Source organism: Candidatus Uabimicrobium amorphum (assembly GCF_009002475.1).
Lineage (GTDB): Bacteria > Planctomycetota > Uabimicrobiia > Uabimicrobiales > Uabimicrobiaceae > Uabimicrobium > Uabimicrobium amorphum.
The window spans coordinates 2,049,038-2,069,993 of record NZ_AP019860.1; the positions used below are offsets into that span (position 1 = coordinate 2,049,038).

A 20,956-nucleotide genomic window follows, 5' to 3' on the forward strand; every position below is an offset into this window, starting at 1 on the left:
AACTCAATCGATTTATCATTGTTATGCTCACGGATTATTTGACCTCTAACATAGCTTCAACAGAAAAGACTTTTAATGAATGTGGTATTGATTCACAGAGAAAAGTTGATGGAGTGTTGTGAGATGAGGTGTTTGGTCGTAAAGATGTCTGTATTCGAAAACACAATAACAAATGTTATTGCTATTAAACTACTAGTTAGTAGTCAACAGGGGGGAGTTTATCTATACGTAAACATAATAGCTGACTACTAACTAACAGTATAATAAAATAGCCCTCATTACATAATGAGGGTTTTTCGTTAAAGATTGGAGGTCTTTAAAGTATACGCTCTCTAAATTATCACGTTATCACAGGAGTGTCAAACGAAAAAATGCAATTTAATTGCATTTTTTAGACAAATAAGGTAATATAAATTCCCACAATAGCAATTCAATTGCATTTTTCGTGTTTCACTACGGCAAAAAACTTTTTTCAGGATACGCAGGTGAAAATCATGGGCAATAATAATCTCTGTAGCACTCATATATTAAGACAAGCAAAAATCAGCAATACAAAAGTCCGCAAATCTATTTTAGAATTTTTAATGAAAAATCACGGTCCGTTTTCGATTGATGAAATACACGAAAAAATTTCCACTTGCGATAGTACAACAGTGTATCGATGCATAAAAAAATTCGAAAAATGTAAAATTGTGGAAAGATGTGACTTCGGCGATAACATTTCACGTTACGAATATAAATGTTCAGAACACCACCACCATATTATGTGTCGCAATTGCAATAGAATCGACACAGTGAAGTATTGTTTTGTTAAAGAGATGGAAAAAGTTTTGATACAACAAGGCTATAAAGAGGTGTCCCACAAATTAGAATTCTTTGGTATTTGTCAGGATTGTCAAAATTCAAATACTAACTCTGAGAATTGAGATCCGACTTTGAAAGATTTGGTGTCACCTGAACTATATGATGTTCTCGAAAATAGTCAGGTATCTTAAAAAACTGTTTTGCTTCTGGACTTTGCATAATTTTCTTTGCCGCCATACGAGCACCGCTGATATTTCTAGAGGCTGGTCCGATTTCTAGTTCTGCTAACGGCCCCATCACAAACAAACCTTTTTGCCATCTTAGAAAACAATCTACAATAGGAAACCCGTCCGCGGCTGTTGGTAAATTAAGGTTTTTAATCGCATTGTCAATAAAAGATCCACCAGGCCGTTTACGTTCAAACCCGGTAGCGAGTACCATAGTGTCGGCTTCCCATGTTTCAAGGTTATCTAACTCACAGTGTGCGCGAATCACGACTTTTCGAGATGTAGGATTGTAAACTACATTGTCGATTTTAACCAGTTTCCAGTCTATTTTTTGGTTATGCATGGCAATTTGCAAACTGTACATCACTTCTGATGCTAAAGAACCAACGTTTCGGGCCTCTTGAATCATAGTACGACGTTGCGCGTAATCCTGTTCCGCGTTAAATTTTTCCAAATATTTTGGGCCTAACCAGCCAGGGTCACTATCAAAATCTGACTCTCGTAAACGGTGATGGGAAACGATGATGATTTGCCGATTTGGATTGATTTCTAAGAGAGTCAATGCTAGCTGCACAGCGGAAATACCACCACCAACAATAGTAACGTTGTCACTAGTCGCAATTTGGTCGCGTCGAAAATCTGGGTCAAAAATGTGATGTACACCGTTAGAATCGCTAGACTGCTTAAGAACCTTGGCCCACTCCGGCCAGTTCGGCTGGTCTCCTATTCCCAAAGCCAATACCACATTCTTCGCTTCAAACACGACACCTTTTTCCGTTTTTACTTGGTATCCATTATTCGTTGACTCGATCACTTCTGCCTTCCCCTGGTACCAACTATCCATCAATCCAGCCTTGTTTACCACAAATTGGGCGTGATGCATAAATAACCTCAGTGAGGGACGATCATACGGTGGAATAAAATCATGTTCATCACAACCTTCCGCTAAATTTAACTTATCATTTTTAAACTGCGGCTCATCAACATAACTTTCCAGCTCAAATGGTTTTATGCCAAGACTATGTACTAGGGGAGATCGCATGTGGGTCATACCTGTATTTGTAGTATGGTGATTCCACCGCGCTAAAGGTGTGCTATGCGGGTCTAAAATCACTAAACGGCTAGAACATACACCATTATATCGCAAATGGTTCGCCAAATGGACCCCTTGAGGACCACCACCAATTACAAGCCAATCTAACATACTATAACCTCATTTATTCAACAAAATGTACTATTGTTCTCTTCAAAAGTTACTCATACTTTTATACCTCGACGGACACTTCAACTGTACATATTTTGCAATTCAATTGCATAAAGTCAATAGTTAAATTTTAGATCTCGAATAAAAGTTCGTGACTTATGTATCATTTTCAGGCCGCCAAACCACAACAAAAAAATTCAAATACTTCCTTCATAATTTGGCAACACAGTATACCACATTTTCACAAGGAATCACAATTGGCGCACTAGCCAAGGCGTGAAAAATGCAATCAAATTGCATTTTTTACCTTGATACATTCGTAGGAAAATGATATTTTGACGAACCAATTTGAGAGTTTTAAACCTCGAATAGAAAAACTGTTAGACACTGAATTATTCTTCCAAATAAATTCAAAGAAAGCGTTTGCTTCATTCTTCTTCTCAAAAGAACAAAATATAAAGGTTTGCTATGCGTAAAAAAAACAAAGAATTCGATGTTATCATCGTCGGAGCAGGAGCTGCGGGTTTAGGAGTGGCAATTGTCTTAAAAAAACTTGGTATAAATCATGTGATATTAGAAAAACATTCTGTTGGATCTTCATTTAAAAAATGGCCGAAAGAAACCCGATTCATATCTCCTTCTTTTACCGGGAACTTCTTCAAAATGCCCGACTTAAATGCAATATCTCCTAAAACATCCCCCGCATTTAATCTTTTAACCGAACATCCCTCAGGAAAAGAGTTTGCAAGGTATCTTGAAGGTATTGCAAAGTTTTATAAATTGCCCGTAGAAACGAATATAGAAGTAAAAACTGTACAAGACAAACAAGATTTCTTTTCTATAAATACCAGCAATGGAGAATACAAAAGTAAATTTGTCATATGGGCCGCAGGAGAATACCAATATCCCAGAAAAATGTCCTTCCAAGGCGACCATCACTGCACACATTATTCTGAAATTTCCTCTTTTTCTGATATAAAAGGAGAAGATTGTATTGTCATTGGAGGATATGAATCTGGTTTTGATGCAACAGTTCATTTAGTAAAATCGGGGAAAAAAGTCACGCTGATTGATGCATCGAATTACTTAAATGTGGTGAACAGCGATTCAAGTTACTCACTTTCGCCATTTACAAGAGACAGAGTAAGAGAAGTTGCAAATAATTATACCTACCACAAGAACACCAAAGTGCAAGAGGTCAAATTTGACAAGGAAGTATACGTTGTAAAGACCACAAAAAAAACGTTTACCACAAAAAACAAACCCATTAATTGTACAGGGTTCATGAGTAGCCTCTTCCACGTACAGGAATTATTTAATTTTAAAGACGGCTATCCTATATTGAATAATTATGATGAGTCTACGAGGACAAATAATTTGTTTTTGGTAGGACCCCAAGTTAAACACCGCAATGCTTTATTCTGTTTTATTTATAAATATCGGCAACGGTTTGCAATCGTAGCGGAGACAATTGCAAAGAGAAACAAAATTTCTCGAAAGCTCATTAAAGAAATTCTCCACGAGTACCAGGACGGTAATTTTTATTTAGAAGATTTATCTTGTTGTGATGAAGAGTGCACATGCTAACATGAAAAATCCCAAGCGCGCAGCAATTAATGCAATTCAATTGCGCTAAAAACGCCAAAAATCTTCAGTATTCGAAAAAAAATGCAATCAAATTGCATTTTTTAATTGCGACAAGTGACAAGAATTGATATCTTATACCTAAATACTTGAAGACAAATAGTTTTTTTAACCAAACAAAACCCTCATTAAAAATGAGGGCTATTTTCATTCTAGCGAAAAGCCTGCGGGTAATGTTCTACATAAAAATTTTCAACCTGTTTTGTATTACTACGCATAAACTTTGAGTATTTTGGAACGAAAAAATACAATAGTGATACAACCATAATCCCCAAGCCATGTATGCGAATACTAGTAGAAAAATCTAAATATTTTAGAGACACCCCCGCATATGCAACCCCCAATGGAATAGTAATTTGAATCAAAAACTGGCGGCATGCTGATAAACGTGTTCTATACTCATCTGGTATCGCTAAAATTCGTTGTGTTCTCATATTCACGTTAATTGCAGTAAGTCCAATTCCAACTCCTATTAATAAAACGGGAAGTAATTTAAGTTCCTGTGTCCATCCCACAAGAGCGATACACATCCCAAAAGTAAAAGTACCAACAATACACACGATGTCTTTGGGTATACGTTCGTTAAATTTTTCAAGTAACCAAGAAGAAGTTAGAAATATTCCCAACCCAAAGCTAGCTTGTAAAGCACCAAAATACCATGCGGGCATACCAAGTCCTCGTTCTACATAGGAAGGCAAAATCACCACTAGAAAAGATGTTAAAAAAAAGTTTACGATCATCACAAGCACTCCAGAATACATCTCTAGCGGAATTTTCCACATAGCACGAACACCATCGCCGACATTGCGAAACCATTTTGCGACAAGTTTCTTATATTCTTTGTCTTTATTGACAAAAGATTGAGAAGTTTGTCGAATAATAGATGTTAAAATCGCTGCAATTAAAAAACTCAAAGCGTTAAGCAGTAATGTTACAGGAATACCTACAAAAGCGACTAAAATACCTCCGAGAATTGCCCCAAGAATAAATCCTATAGAATTGATAAGTGAACCCGTGGCCATAGCTTTTTGAGTGTGTTCTTTTGGCACCAAGGTAGTTACAATAGAATACATAACGGGGCTTAGTAAAGCTGTACCTATAGAAGAAAGAACTGACAATATCACAATCCAGATAGGATCAAATATTCCGAGCAATGCAAGTAACGCCAAAACAAAAGAAAAAACAAAACACCAAATGTCTGCAAGTACAGCACAATATTTTCTTGGGAAAATATCGCCCGCAGGACCCATGAGAGGTGTGAGTATTATATTGACAAACATCGAAGGAGCTAAGATCGCAGCTAGCAAAGTAGGAGATTTTGTTTCCTCAATGACCCACCACGCTAAAGCTATATGAGAGCAACGTCCCCCTAACATGGACAGCGCTTGGCCAATGCGGAATAATAAAAAATCACGTCCTAACTCTTTCATAAGAGCTTTCCTTTCAAAAAAATCACTTAAATTTGCTTGTGGGTAATGATGTTTGTCTTGAAATTGGTCTATATCTCTGTTTGCTGACAGTGAGAAATCATTTGCTCTAGAGCCTTTTGGTATAACTCGGCTAGGTTTGAAACTTGCTGTTCTTCCAGGGCTGCGCTATGGCTAAAAATTATACTCAGTTGTGCATCGCGCACCACGCCAACGATGTCGAGTAAATATCTTCGGTGATTTTTAGCTCCCAAGTTGTTGCTTGTTGCCGTTGTTGCTTTCCACAGTGCGTCCTTACCTGAAGTACTGAACTGTCCAATGTAATTAAATCTAATTTGTGCTGGATTTTGCGCTAGTTGCGTACGCACGTCTTGTTGTGGATGTAAGTATCTAAGAATACCGAACCCCAAGCCTTTGCTAGGCACTGTGCGTAGTTGTTCCTTAATGCTACATATTATCTCTGACCACTGTGGCTCTTCGTCGGGAATTTCTAGGCATATAGGAAAAAAACTAGTGAACCAGCCAATAGTACGGGTAAGGTCTATAGGCCGGTCATCTTGCAATACACTTTCCTCACGCCCGTGCCCCGCTAAATCCAACAGTAAAAGAGATTGTTTTCTCCAATGATAAAAAGTAACGCAGAGAGCCGACAACAATAGCTCATTGATTTGCGTGTGATATACATGTGCATCTTGTAAAAGGGCTTTGGTTAAGTCTACGCTAAGTGTAAAACTCGTGGAACAACGATTTTCTTGTAGATGTTGTTGTGCATTGCCATCGGGAAAACGCGGTACTGTTTTTTGTTTTATCGCCAACCAATAGGAAATTTGCGAAGAAAGGTTCTCTGCGTACTGCACAAGTGTATCCGCCCATTCTTGAAAACTACTGCTTTTTCGCGGAAGCTTTACTTTTTGGCCTGCTTCAAGCTGCTGGTATGCTCGATGTAAATCTTCTAATAAAATGCGGCGTGAAACACCATCCATAACCAGATGGTGAACGACAATCAACAAACGCTCTTTACCGTCGTTATGACCATCAAAAAGAACAGCTTTAAAAATAGGTCCCTGTTCAATATTAAACTGCTGCTGCCAATACACACTCACTTGATTTATTTCTTCGCGTAGTTCTTCAGAGGTTTTTGAAGATAGTTTGTGAGTGACAATTTCGACCATGGCTATTTCCTCTTGGTAAAACTGCCGCCACTTATTCGCGGCGGTTTGGGTAAAACGCAACCTAAATGAATCGTGGTGTTTTAAAACACAGTTAAGAGCTTTTTGTAATAACTCAATGTTTAATGGCTGGTTCCATTCTAGTAAAAATGCCATGTTCCAATGGTGTCTTTGTGCTAAGTTTTGCTCAAAGAATTGATGTTGAATCGGAGTAAGGGGTACTTCCCCGTATACAGGTCGCTCAGAAATTGTTGTAGCTACTAACTTCTTGGTCACCATTGCCAACGAGCGTATGTTGGGATTTTCAAACAATTCCTTGGGAGAAATCTTCCAGCCAGCCTCTCTCGCTTTGTAAATTAACTGAAGGCTCAAAATGGAATCGCCACCGAGACGAAAAAAATTATCATCCACTCCTATTCTATCCATATTTAAAACTTGTTGCCAAATCACCGCTAAAGTTTTTTCTAACTCGCTAGCCGGAGCAATATAGTCATTTTTTGGTGCCATAACATTTTGTGGTAACCGTGAACGATCTAACTTGCCATTGGCATTTAGAGGCAAAGAGTCTAAATAAACAAAAATAGAAGGTATCATATACTCAGGTAATTCATTTTGCAAATATGCACGTAGATCAGATTCATCTATTCTCTCGCTTGATTTATTTACGCAATAACCAACTAGCTGTTTACGCAAGTTGTTTTGTAGAACGACAGCACACTGCGATATCGAAGGATGGTTGGCCAACACAGTTTCGATTTCGCCTAGCTCAATGCGAAAACCACGTAGTTTTATCTGAAAATCAATACGCCCTAAAAAATCAATATTTCCGTCGGGCATTCGTTTAACCAAATCGCCTGTACGATACATATGCAAATATTGTTTTTGCGTCTGATCTTCTTCGCTAACAAATGGATTGGCAATAAACTTTTCTTGGTTTAACTGTGGACGATTTTTATAACCACGTGCCAACCCCACACCACTAATATACAATTCACCAGGAACACCAATGGGAACAGGACAGAGAGAACGATCTAAAACGTACAGACGTATATTGCCAATGGGCTTGCCAATAGGCGTAGTGTTATGAATAAGGTGATCTTTAACATCACATGTCCAATGACTCACAGCAATCGAAGTTTCTGTTGGCCCGTACGAATTGAAAAGAGTACATGTCTTGTGGCGTGTCAAAAACTCCTCGCTCAAACGTGATGGTAAAGCTTCTCCACCACAAAAAATTCGTTGAAGAGAAGTTAAATCTTCAAACTGCGTTGTTTCTAAGAAAGCCTGAAACATCGAAGGTACAAAGTGGATCGTTGTAATTTGGTATTTTTTAATGGTGTCGTATAAGTACTGAGGATCTTTGTGCCCTTCAGCATTTGCAATAACAAGCCTTGCTCCTACAAAAAAAGGCCACAGTAGTTCCCACACCGAAGCATCAAAGCTGAATGGAGTTTTGTGCAATAGACTTTCTTGTGATTGCAATTTACATGTTTCTTGCATCCACAAAATAAGATTGATGACTCCTCGATGCTCAAGCATAACCCCTTTGGGCTTACCTGTAGAACCAGAGGTGTAGATCATGTAAACTAAGTCTTCACGGTTATTAATTTGCGTCGGATTTTGAGAAGAGTATGTAGAAAAATCATCTTCCAAAAGAATGGTTTTCTCTTCATCAATAGACAAAGTATGAATTTGTAGAATATCTTTTTGTGTTAGTAGTAAATCGACTTGGCTATCTTCAATCATGTAATCCAAGCGTTGTTGCGGATAATCTGGTTCTAGGGGCACGTAAGCAGCTCCCGCTTTCAAAATTCCCCAAATAGCAACAACCATTTGCAAGTTACGTCGCGTACATATACCAATTAAGGCCCCCGCAGGCATATTTTGTCCATAGCAATCCATATAACGTTTGCGTATGGCGTGAGCCATCTGGTTTACTTGGGCATTGAACTCTTGATAACTCAAAGTTTCCTCTGCAAATTGTAAAGCAATATTTGCAGGTGTCTTCTCTACTTGCGATTCTAAATATTGACTTAATACTTGTTTTGGGTTATAGCAAACTTGTGTCTGGTTCCATTTGCGCAGCAACTCTTTTTTTTCTAAATTACCCACAATGTTGATTTTTTGTACTGGTTGTTGTGGACTTTCCAAAACATTCAAGATTGTTTGTTCCAGGTGATGTAACAAACGTTTTATACTTTCTAGGCTAAAGCAATTGCTATTGTACATAGCTTTGAGTTGAAAAGTTCTCCCAGGCACAGCAAGCAGAGTCAAAGGATAGTTTGTTTTCTCGTGTCCTTTAAACTGTGTCAACTGCAACTCCTCCTGCGATTCTTTGTGATTTGTCGGATAGTTTTGATACACAAAGAGGCTATAGAATAAAGGTGTTCCCGTTGGTACCTGACTTTGAGCCTGTATTTCAGAGAGTCCCACGTAGTCGTAGTCGCTAATTTGTTGTATCGTTTGTTGAAATTTATTGAGCATGTCTATGGTTTGCTCTTCTTTAAAGTGCGCGTGCACAGGCACAGTATTAATCAGTAAACTGATGTGCTTGTCCAAACCTGCCACAGGATGTGAACGTCCAGAAGTTACCGTACCGTATACCACACTGTCTTGTCCACTGTAGCAAGAAAGAACCTTGGCCCATGCAAACTGCACCAAAGTGTTTAGTGTAATGCGACACTCTTTGGAAAACCGCTGCATTTTTTGAGTGACTTCTTGTGAAATTTGGTGTTGGTAACCTTGCACTTGTGCATCTGCTTGGTAAACATCTAAAATTGTTCCCGTCTTTTGAATATGTAAAGGTGTTACGGCTTCTACTTGCGCCATTTGCTGTTTCCAAAAGTCCAAAGCGGCATTTTTGTTTTGTTGCTGTAACCAAGTAAAATAATGACGATGAGTGTTGCCTTCTCTTCCCAAAGAGTGTCCTTCACAATGTTTTGCAACCTCTTCTAGCAAAATAGGTACACACCAACCGTCAAGAAGTAGATGGTGATGAGTCCAAAGTAATACGTGACGTGCGTCGCACATTTGTATCAGACAGAAACGTGTAAGACCTGGCTTTTCAAAATCGAAGCCCTTCCCACGATCTTGTTGCATGTATTCTTGCAATAATTGTTGTTGTTTTTCCTCAGTATGCTCGCGCCAGTCCAATTCGCACCACTCAATTTTTACTTGTTTGTGGACTATTTGCCAAAATCGCCCATCTTCCCACGCAAATTTAGTACGCAGGGTAGCATACTTGTCGACAACAGCTTGCCACGCATGATGCAATTCTTCTTTTGACAAACGTCCCGTGTATTCTAACTCAAGTTGCACACAGTATTGATCTGATTTGGGAGCATACAAAGCGTGGAATAATAACCCTTGTTGTGTAGTTGTTGATGGATATACCGTTTCTATATTGGAATAATTTTTTTCCACGATTTGGTCTAGCTGTTTTTGGCTACAATTCAACCACGGAAAATCAGAAGGAGTAAAACTACCAACATTTGGCTGCTGGCAATGATCGATCATCTGCTCCAGAGATTGTTTGTATAATTGCACCAATTGTTGAATGTTTTGTTCGTTAAGTACTGGGCTATAAACAAAATTAATCCGTAATTGTTGATCGCGTACAACGCCGAGAATATCGAGCAAATAACGCCGGTGATTATCCCCTCCAATACTCTCACCGGTTGTCTCAGCTGCAATATTCCACAGCGAAGAAGATTTTTTGCTAAACTGGCCTAAATAGTTAAAACTAATTTGCGATTTCGTTTGCGAAAGTTGTTGACGTATATCAGGATCAAGGTGTAAGTATTGCAAAACACCAAAACCAACACCTTTATCAGGAATAGAGCGCAGTTGCTCTTTCACCGAACAAATAATTTCGCGCCAATTGATGGCTTGTGATTCATAATTCGCAGCTTGCGGATCGATTTCCAAGTAGACGGGAAAGACACTTGTGAACCAACCCATGGTACGCGAAAGTTCGACTTGGCCAACGGCTTCTTGTTCACGCCCATGGCCTTCTAAATCCAATCGCAAACTTGTTTGTTTCTGCCAGCGATAAAACGCTACGATAAGTGCTGATAACAATAAATCATTAATTTGTGTATGGTATACATGTGGTATTTCTTGAAGTAATGTATGTGTGAGTTCTTTGGAAAGGACGATACCTTTACGCTTGCTGTGTCGCTGAATATTGTTACTTTTATCTCCACTGTAAGGTAAACGGTAAACGGATTTACGACTCATGCTAAGCCAATATTCTATATGGGTCGCCAACGTCTCGTCTTCGGCATACTGCAACAACGCATGGCTCCAGTCTTTAAAGCTACTTGTTTTTTCAGGTAAACTTAGCTTTTGTCCTTCGATCGATTGTTGGTAAACACTTTGTAAATCTGCCAATAAAATACGCCACGAAACTCCGTCGACAACCAAATGATGGATCGCGATAAATAAACGTTCATTGCCATCGCTATGCCCACGCAAAATCCCCACCTTGCAAATAGGACCACGCTCTATATTTAGTTGCTGTTGCCATTTGCTGCATATCTCTTTTATTGCTTTGTCTTGCTCTTCTTCTGGCAATGAATATTGTTCTATGTCAATGGCAAATACATTCGCGTTGTCCTCATAAAATTGTTTCCAACCACTCGCACTTTTTTGAAAACGCAATCTCAACGTGTCGTGATGCCCAACTATATGTCTCAATGTTTGTTGCAATGCCTCAACGTCGAAATTTTCACTACTCTCCAATAAAAATGCCTGATTCCAGTGATGCAGTTGTACAAAATTTTGTTCAAGAAAGCGATGTTGGATGGGGGTCAGCGGTACCTCTCCCTGTGCAGGTTTTTGCGAGATTTCTATCGACGACAACTTTTCCGCCACCAACGCTAAAGAATGTATATCTGGATTCTCAAACAACTGTTTTGGAGAAATTCTTAAACCAAAATCTCGGGCTTTCGCCACAACCTGGATACTTAGAATAGAATCTCCCCCCATAGAAAAAAAGTTCTCATGGATACCAATTTCTTCAATACCCAACACTTGTTGCCAAACATTTGCCAAAGTCTTTTCTATCTCCGTTGTCGCAAGTGTGCGGTCTCGACTTTGTATAGAACTCAGTGGCAACCTCGCACGATCTATTTTCCCTGAGTCATTTAACGGCATATGCTCCAACGGCACAAAAGCCGCCGGAATCATGTAGTCAGGTAGTTGTTGTTGCAAATACTGTTGTAAGGCCTGTGGCTCCAATGATTCCGTAGTTGTGTAAAAAGCCAACAATTGTTTGTGCTCTTTCTGCTTACGAATGCCTATAGCACATTGCGTGACATGTGGGTGCTGCAAGATCACAGCCTCTATTTCTTCTATTTCAATGCGGAAACCGCGAACTTTTACTTGGTAGTCCACACGCCCCAGAAACTGCAACGCACCATTGTCTAAATGACGTACAATATCACCCGTTTTATACAAACGCTGTTGTTGTCCTGCGATGGTTGCCACACAGAATCTTTCCTTATTCAGCTGTGGCCGTTTGTGGTAACCGCGCGCTAGAGCAATACCTGCTATATACAATTCTCCTGGAGATCCTATTGCCACGGGTCTAAGATGCGAATCTAACACATACAATCGCACATTGCTAATCGGAGTTCCAATCGGAGCTATTTGGTGGCGCAATTCATCACCCAAATTGCATTTAAAATGGCTTACGGCAATAGACGCCTCCGTCGGACCATAGGAATTGTAAAGCTCGCTTTTCGTTTTTTCTAAATACTCCTGGCACCAAGCCGTTGGTAGTGCCTCACCGCCACAAATCGTCAAACGCAATCCATTTCGTTCTTCCCAATTCGGAACGTCTAAAAGTAAACGAAACATCGCCGGCACAAAGTGCGCAACACTTATGTTTTCCTTGTCGATTAGCTCCCAAAGCAAATCTGGACTTTTGCGTTGTTCTTCTGATGCGATGACTACCGTTGCCCCGCAAATCAAAGGCCAAAACAACTCCCACACCGACACGTCAAAACTCAAATGTGTTTTTTGCAACACGCGTTCTTCCGCCATCAATTGGTATTCGCACTGCATCCACCGTAAACGATTCGCCACTCCTCCATGCTCTAGCAATGCCCCTTTCGGATTACCTGTCGAGCCGGACGTGTAAATCATATACGCCAAATTTTTCGCACCGCTCGTCGCACCTAGATTATTCTGATTATGAGTTCCTATTTGTTCTATACATAGCACCGCAACGCTGTCCTTTAGCCACGGCTTTTCTTCTAAAATTCTACCTTCCGTTACCAATAGTGCTACATCACTATCATCCACCAAATACGATAACCGTTGTCGCGGATATTTTGGGTCCATTGGTACATAAGCACCACCTGCTTTCCAAATTCCCAAAATGGCAATGATCGCCTGCAAGTCTCTCTCCAGACATAACCCCACAAGAGTGTCCACCGCCAAAGGTTTACCATAAACGTCTTGATAGTGCTCTCGCAGTGCATACGCAAATTCATTCGCTCGCTCATTGACCTCTTGATACGACAATGATTGATCTTCGAACATCATCGCCGTGTACTGTGGTGTTTTTTTCACTTGTTGTTCAAATAATTCGTGAATCGGTGCATCCACTAAGTCCAACCGACTACTTTGATTAAAAGTCTCTAATACTTGTTTGCGTTCCTCTGCCGTCATCAAGTCTATTTGTGAAATAGCTATTTCTGGCGTTTGTAAAACTGTCTTTACCACAAGTTTAAATTGTTCCGCCAAACGCGCAATTGTTTGCTCTTTGAACAAAGTAGTGTTGTATTGGATCGTTCCCTGTAAACTCTCTTTTGTTTGCCTGATAAAAAAACTGAAATCGAATTTGGAAAAATGGTATGGCACCGGATGGTTACTAATCTCCACTCCAGGCAAATTTAGAGACAAGTGTTCTTCTACATTTTGTACTTGAAACATTGTTTGCACAATAGAAGCGCGGCTAGTATCGCGTTCGACTTTTAAAACATCGATGAGCTTTTCGAATGGTATATCTTGGTGGGCATAGTCGTCAATGGTGTTTGTCGAAATTTGTTTGAGCAGACTCATAAAACTTTGATCTTTCGACAAATCGCTACGCAGTACCAGTGTATTCACAAATAGACCGATCATTTGTTGCACAGCATCGTGGGTACGATTCGCAACTGGTGTACCAATCACGATGTCACTTTGTCCACTACAACGACTTAAAACAATTTTTAATACGCTTAACAACAATGTGAACAGAGTGCCGTTTGCTGTGCGAGCCATTTCTTGTAGGTCAGGTAAGAGACCTTCTCCTATCTCAAAAGAATAAGTGTCTCCTTGATAAGCAAGAGTTTTTGGCCGTGGATAGTCAGTGGGTAATCGTAAGTCTTGGTATCCTTGCAGTCTTTTGTGCCAGTAATTGATTTTCTTTTTTAGCACCTCTCCACTTAAGTATTTTCGCTGCCACTGCGCATAGTCGTGGTACTCTAGGTTGAGTTCTTTTACGTTTGGCTCTTCTTTATGGAGATAACTGCGATAAAGTTCCTGCAATTCTTTTAAAAAGATATTTATTGACAAACCGTCGCTAATAATATGGTGTTTTACAATACACAATATAAAGTTAAAAGGTTCCGTTTCAAATATTGTAGCGCGAAGTAATGGCGCAGTTGTTAAGTCAAAAGGTGCGTGTATTTCACGCTCTAAAACTTGTGTTAGTTCTTCGCTTGTAGCCTTTTTTTGCGAAATGGATATTTGTGTAGCTCTTGCTATATTGACACTCGGGTGACCATTTTTCTCACCAAAACTCATACGCAAGCTAGAGTGCCTTTGTATTAGGGTGTTTAATGCTTCGTTGAGAACTTGTATTTGTAAATCGCCACAAATTTTGAATACCAGTGGCATGTTGTACATCGCACTTTTTTCTTCATAGCGGTCAATAAACCACAAGCGCTGCTGGGCAAATGACAGTGTTAAAGGAGTGCCTGGTTGCGCTTTACTTATGCTGATGGCTGGGCTAAGAGCGTGCTTTGTTTTCTCCAGGTAATTTGCCAGAGACGCCAACTCGGTATGCTCAAATAGAGATTTTACCGGGCATTCAATGTGCAACTGCAAACGAATTTGTGCGACCACCTGCATCACCGACAGTGAATGACCACCTATATAAAAAAAATCGTCATTTGCGCTTATTTTTTCTAATTTTAGTATCTGACCCCAAGTAGTTGCAAGCCATTTCTCCATTGACGTTTTTGGAGGCACATACTCGTTAGAACCGAAGTCCAAACTAGAAGAAACCAGTGCTTTGGTATCGACTTTTCCATTGGCCGTAAGTGGAAATTTTTCCACGAAAACGAAGGCTGTTGGTATCATATACGCAGGTAGTCTTTGCTCTAAGTAATTTCTCAGTACCTGTGTTTCTTCGTTTGCGCCTATACAATAAGCAATTAAATGGTGCTGTCTTTCTTGCTTGTGAACCACAACGACAACTTGCTCTATTTCAGGACGAGTAATGAGAGTTGCTTCTATTTCACCAAGTTCAATGCGAAACCCTCTGATTTTTACTTGGTGATCAACCCGTCCTAAGAATTCAATATTGCCATCGGCAAAATAGCGTCCCATATCGCCGGTTTTATAAAGTTTTTCGCCCGTTTGTGGATGCTCAATAAAGCTAGCCGCTGTCTTTTCCGGATCACGCCAATAGCCTTTGGCAACGCCTTGACCACCTATGTGTAACTCTCCGGTGATGCCCGGTGGGACGGGTTGTAAATATTGGTCAAGGATATAAAAACTTTGATTCCACATTGGTTTGCCATAAGGAATGCTTTTCCATGAAGCATCTATTTTTTTTATAGGGTAAAGAATAGACCAAATAGAGCCTTCCGTTGCCCCTCCTAAGCTAATAATTTGTGTGTCTTCACCAAAATATTGGTGAATTTTCTCAGGTAACTCCAGAGGAATCCAATCCCCGCTCATCATGACTAAACGCAGTGCAGATATATTGTTTTTTGTGTTTCCACCTGCTAAATAATCTACTAATAACTGCATCAAAGCTGGTACCGTGTTCCAAAGACTGACTTGGTACTTCTCCATCCACTCTAACCATTTTAAAGGCTCTCTAATTTCCTGCTCATCAGGTAATATCACGGTACCTCCTGCTGCCAATACACCAAAGATATCATAAACAGAAAGGTCAAAATTCAAAGACGATAGAGATAGTACACAGTCCGTCGCGACAACCATAAATCTTTTATTGATATCCCAAATGGTATTGAGTGCACTTTGATGGTCAATCATCACCCCTTTCGGCGTGCCTGTGGAACCAGAAGTAAAAATGACATATGCAAGGTCTGTGTGACTTTGCAAAGTATCCAAACCTTCGTCACTACACTCCTGCCACAAATCATTTTCATCTACAGCCATTACTCGCATATCTTTCGGCCAATTTAGCGAATTTTTATATTTGCTCTGCGTTAGAATAATTTCAACTTGACCATGCTCTAAAATTTTGTGCATACGTGCTTGTGGCTCAGAAGCAGCTACTGGCAAATACGCTGACCCCGCTTTTAAAATGCCAACAACAGCGGCCACTTGCTCCCAGCCTTTTTCCATTACCACCGCCACAAGTTTGTTGCGCGTGGCTCCGCATGTTCGCAGTTGATGACCAATTTTATTAGAAATAATACTCAACTCGTGGTAGGTTAAATTTCCGCGACTAGAGGCTACCGCTAACTTCGTTGCTGGCGCAGGTGATTGTTCGATTATATGGTGCAAGCATTGCTTAGAATCCAAAGGCACTTGCGTTTGGTTCCAACTAAGTAACATTTGCTTTTCTTCTTGCGTCAGATAGTTTAAATCGCTTAGCTTCTTTTGCGGGTTTTGCACAATACTACGCAAAATTTGTATGAAATGTTGTGCAAAACGTGCAATCGTCTGTTGTTTGAATAAATCGGCATTGTATTGAATACTTGCATGCAAACTATTTTTGCTTTGCTTTACAGAAAGAGAAAGATCAAATTTCGAAATGCGATAAGGCGCTTGGTAATTGCTAATCTCTAGCTCTGGTAAATTTAGAGATACACCTTGTTCATCATTTTGGGTTTGGAACGTAACTTGCAATAAAGGCGAACGACTCGTATTACGTTCGACATTTAAAGCCTCAATCAGTTTTTCAAATGGCACATCTTGGTGGGCATATGCTTCGATCGTTTGCGCGGAAATCTCTTTGATCAATTCCATAAAACTTTGGTCTTTAGATAAATCGCTACGCAGTGCCACAGTATTGACAAATAAGCCAATCATTCCCTCTAGGTCTTCATGAGTACGATTGGCAACAGGAGTACCAACGATAAGATCACTTTGTCCACTATAACGACTTAACAGAATTTTAAAGGCACTTAACAAAACAGTAAACATTGTACCGCTAGCTTTTCGCGCGATTGTTTGTAGATCTGGCATCAGCGACTGCTCAATGTTAAAAGTATACGAGCCTCCTTGATAACCCAGTGTTTTCGCGCGAGGAAAGTCGGTGGGCAATTGCAGGTCTTGATACCCTTCTAGTCTATCGAGCCAGTAACTGATTTTCTCCTGTAGTAAATCACCGTTTAAGTACTGTTGTTGCCAATGAGCATAGTCATTGTATTCGACGTTTAGTTTTTTTACATTAGGCTCCTTGTGTTGGAGATAACTGCTGTAAAATTCCTGCAATTCTTCTAAAAAAATGTTTATTGATAGGCCATCACTGATAATATGGTGTTTCACAATACACAATACAAAGTACAAAGGTTCTATTTCAAATAGCGTGACACGAAGTAGTGGCGGCGTCTTCAAGTCGAAAGGTGTATGTATTTCGCGTTCTAAAGCTTGTGTTAGTTCTTGTTGATTGGTCTTTTTTCGCGAGACAGATACTCGTATAGTTTTTGCAATGTCCACTAGCGGATGACCGTTTTGTTCACCGAAACTCATACGCAGACTAGAGTGCCGTTGTATCACGGCATTTATGGCGTCTGTAAGAGGTTGTATTTGCAAATCCCCACAAATTTTAAATGTCAATGGTATGTTATACACTGCATTTTTTTCTTCATAGCGATCGAGAAACCACAAACGTTGCTGAGCAAATGACAGAGTTATAGGAGTACCCGGTTCTACTTTGCGAATACTAATTGCCGGACGATGCTTTGTTTGCTCTAAATACCCGGCAAGTGCTGACAATTGTGTATGCTCAAATAAAGATTTCACCGGGCATTCAACGTCCAACTGTGAACGAATTTTGGCAACAACCTGCATCACCGATAGTGAATGTCCACCTATGTAGAAAAAATCATCGTTTGCGCTTACCTTTTCTAAATTTAATATCGCACACCAAGTAGTCGCGAGCCATTTCTCCATTTGCGTTTTAGGTGGTACATACTCGTTAGAACCCAAATCCAAATGAGAAGACACTAGTGCTTTGGTGTCCACTTTGCCATTGGCAGTGAGTGGAAATTTTTCTACAAAAACGAAGGCCATTGGTATCATATACGCGGGTAGTCTTTGTTCTAAATAATTTCGGAGTTCCTGACTTTCTTCGTTTGTGCCCATACAGTAGGCAATTAAATAGTGCTGTCCTTCATGTTTACGGACCGCAACTACGGCTTGTTCTATTTCCGTGGCAGAGCTGAGAGCTGCTTCTATTTCGCCAAGTTCAATACGGAAACCTCTGATTTTTACTTGGTGATCAACGCGTCCTAAGAACTCGATATTTCCATCGGCAAAATAACGTCCCATATCGCCCGTTTTATAGAGTCGTTCACCAGTTTGTGGATCTTCAATAAAGCTAGCAGCGGTCCTTACGGGATCACGCCAATAGCCTTTGGCAACACCTTGCCCACCAATATGTAGCTCTCCGGTAATGCCAAGCGGTACAGGTTGCAAATATTTGTCAAGGATATGAAAACTTTGATTCCACATTGGTTTACCGTAAGGAATGCTTTTCCACAAAGGATCTATTTTTTCTATGGGGTAAAGAATGGACCAAATAGAACCTTCCGTAGCACCTCCCAAACTAATAGTTTGTACATCATCACCAAAATAGTCGCGAATTTGATCGGGTAACTCCAATGGAATCCAGTCTCCACTCATCATAACTAAACGCAGTGCAGAGACGTCTTTATCGGTCTTTCCTCCAACTAAATAGTCGACTAATAATTGCATCAAAGCCGGAACCGTATTCCAAACGCTAACGCGGTATTTTTCCATCCATCCTAGCCACTTTAAAGGCTCTCTAATCTCCTGCTCATCAGGTAACACCACGGTGCCTCCTGCCCCCAACACACCAAAGATGTCATAAACAGAGAGGTCAAAATTTAAAGATGAGAGAGATAGCACACAGTCTGTCGCGTTAACGTTAAATCTTTTATTAATATCTAAAATAGTATTGAGTGCACTTTGGTGGTCAATCATCACCCCTTTAGGCATGCCCGTAGAACCCGAAGTAAAAATGACATATGCGAGGTCTAAATGACTTTGTACGGTATTCAAATTTTCACTACTACATTCCTGCCACGAGATATCTTCGTCCACGGCCATTGCCAGCATCCCTTCCGGCCAAGTCAACGAATCTTTATATTTGCTTTGCGTTAAAATAATATCTACTTGTCCGTGTTGCAAAATTTTGCACATTCGCGCTTGTGGCTCCGATGCAGCGACAGGTAAATAAGCAGCTCCTGCTTTTAGAATACCAATAACAGCTGCGACTTGTTCCCAACCTTTCTCCATGACCACAGCAACCAGTTTGTTGGGTTTGGCTCCACATGTTCGTAGTTTATGTCCAATTTTATTAGAAAGAATACCTAGCTCGTGGTAGGTCAAATTTCCGCGACTAGATGCCACCGCTAACTTTGCCGCTAACGCAGGTGATTTTTCGACGACTTGGTGTAAGCATTGCTTAAAATCTAAAGGCATTTGCGTCTGATTACCATCATAAAGAGCCTGCTTTTCCTGTGGCGTTAAATACTCCAACTGGCTAAGTTTTTTTTGCGGATTTTCGACAATACTTTCCAATAGAATCTGCAAATGAGAACTTAAACGGGCAATGGTTTTTTCGGTAAATAAGTCCGTGTTATACTCGATTGATAAATTCCAGTTGTGATTTGTTTCACGTACAAACAATGTCAGATCAAACTTCGCGGTATTGTGACGACTTTTTATGTGCTTTATTTCTGTGCCAGAAAGAGAAAAAGTTGTTTGTTCTTTTGCAGATTGTACCACCAACATAACTTGAAACAACGGCGAGCGACTCGCATCTCGTTCAACATTGAGCACTTCTATTAATTTTTCAAAAGGAAGATCTTGATAAGTATAAGCCTCGAGTGTTGTTTGTTGTATGCGCGCCAATAGCTCTTCACAACTTGGATTGCCCGATAAATCGCTACGTAGCACCAAGGTGTTGAGAAAAAAGCCCAACGTATTCGCGATATCTTGGTGTCCACGGTTGGCGATGGGAGTACCAATTACAATGTCTTCTTGACCACAATAACGGTTTAAAAGGATTTTAAATGCGGTCAACATTACTGTAAACAACGTTGTCTGCGCACTTTTTGCCCATTGCATAATCTTTTCGCTGAGAGGTACTGGTAAAGTAAAAGGGTATGTATCTCCGTTATGGCTAAGAGAAGAAGGACGCAAATAATCCGTTGGCAGTTGTATAGTAGGGTAATCTGCCAATTGATCACGCCAATATTCTAACTTGTATTTGAGAATGTCACCTTGCAAGTAACTACGCTGCCATTGAGAAAAATCGGCATATTGCGCGGCAATATCTTCAAAATTTGCGTTTTGCCCCGATAGCTGTGCGTTATAAAATTGCGATAGTTCTGTGAGTAAAATATTTACAGACCACGCATCACTAATGATATGGTGTTGATTAATTGCAAGAACATGTCTGAGTGGCTCTATCTCAAATAATTTTGCTCGCAACAAAGAAGCATTAGTTAAGTCAAAACCACTGCTGCGTTCTGTGGTGAGAACTTTGTCCACATCTTCTTCACTTATCTTTTGTTTACTTAGCGAAAATTTACAGTCGCTGGCAATTTTTTGTGTTGGTTGCCCATCGAGAACCTCAAAACTTGTGCGTAAAATTTCATGGCGCGTCACAAGCTGCTGGAAGCTTTTTTCCAAAGCGTTGGTATCTAAATTCCCCATAATTTCAAATGCAAGAAAAATATTATAGGTTGCGTTTTCTTGTTCCTCGTATTGATTAAGAAACCACAGCCTTTGCTGTGCAAAAGACAGAGGAATTGGGTGTTGGCGATCTATTTTACAGATAGAACTTTTTAGCTGTTGCTCTTTAGTCTGACTCTTTAAAAACGCAATGATAGCATCTTTGTGTGTTCGAATTTGTAGGCGCTGGTCGTCGTTTAATTTTTTATTGGCAATGTGTGTAAAACGCAATTTGTCGTTTTTGCATTCCACCACAAAACCTTCCTTTTGAAAAGAAGCGATGAGCTTAGCTATTTTCAT

Annotated in this window: 5 protein-coding genes; 2 read left to right on the forward strand and 3 right to left on the reverse strand. The window is 40.0% G+C overall.

Translation table 11 applies throughout. The features are described 5' to 3' along the window. The first annotated feature begins 494 nt into the window (after window positions 1-494). The gene (locus UABAM_RS34125; RefSeq protein WP_151967336.1) at window positions 495-926 is read left to right on the forward strand and encodes a Fur family transcriptional regulator; all 432 of its coding nucleotides are present in this window, start codon (window positions 495-497) and stop codon (window positions 924-926) included. Here the strand turns inward: UABAM_RS34125 and UABAM_RS07280 are convergent. Then, a complete protein-coding gene (locus UABAM_RS07280) occupies window positions 910-2,235 on the reverse strand; it encodes an NAD(P)-binding domain-containing protein (protein WP_151967337.1) in 1,326 nt (441 codons plus the stop codon). The two genes, UABAM_RS34125 and UABAM_RS07280, sit on opposite strands and share 17 nt — an antisense overlap. A 468-nt stretch (window positions 2,236-2,703) precedes the next feature. Here UABAM_RS07280 and UABAM_RS07285 point away from each other — a divergent pair, with 468 nt between their 5' ends. Then, on the forward strand, window positions 2,704-3,822 hold the full coding sequence (locus tag UABAM_RS07285; protein WP_151967338.1) for an NAD(P)/FAD-dependent oxidoreductase: 1,119 nt from the start codon (window positions 2,704-2,706) through the stop codon (window positions 3,820-3,822). Between the two features lie 209 nt (window positions 3,823-4,031). Here the strand turns inward: UABAM_RS07285 and UABAM_RS07290 are convergent, their stop codons facing one another. Further along, the gene (locus tag UABAM_RS07290) at window positions 4,032-5,309 is read right to left on the reverse strand and encodes an MFS transporter (RefSeq protein WP_151967339.1); all 1,278 of its coding nucleotides are present in this window, start codon (window positions 5,307-5,309) and stop codon (window positions 4,032-4,034) included. A gap of 68 nt (window positions 5,310-5,377) precedes the next feature. After that, window positions 5,378-20,956 (reverse strand): non-ribosomal peptide synthase/polyketide synthase, encoded by a 15,579-nt coding sequence (locus UABAM_RS07295; RefSeq protein ID WP_151967340.1) that lies wholly within the window; start codon window positions 20,954-20,956, stop codon window positions 5,378-5,380.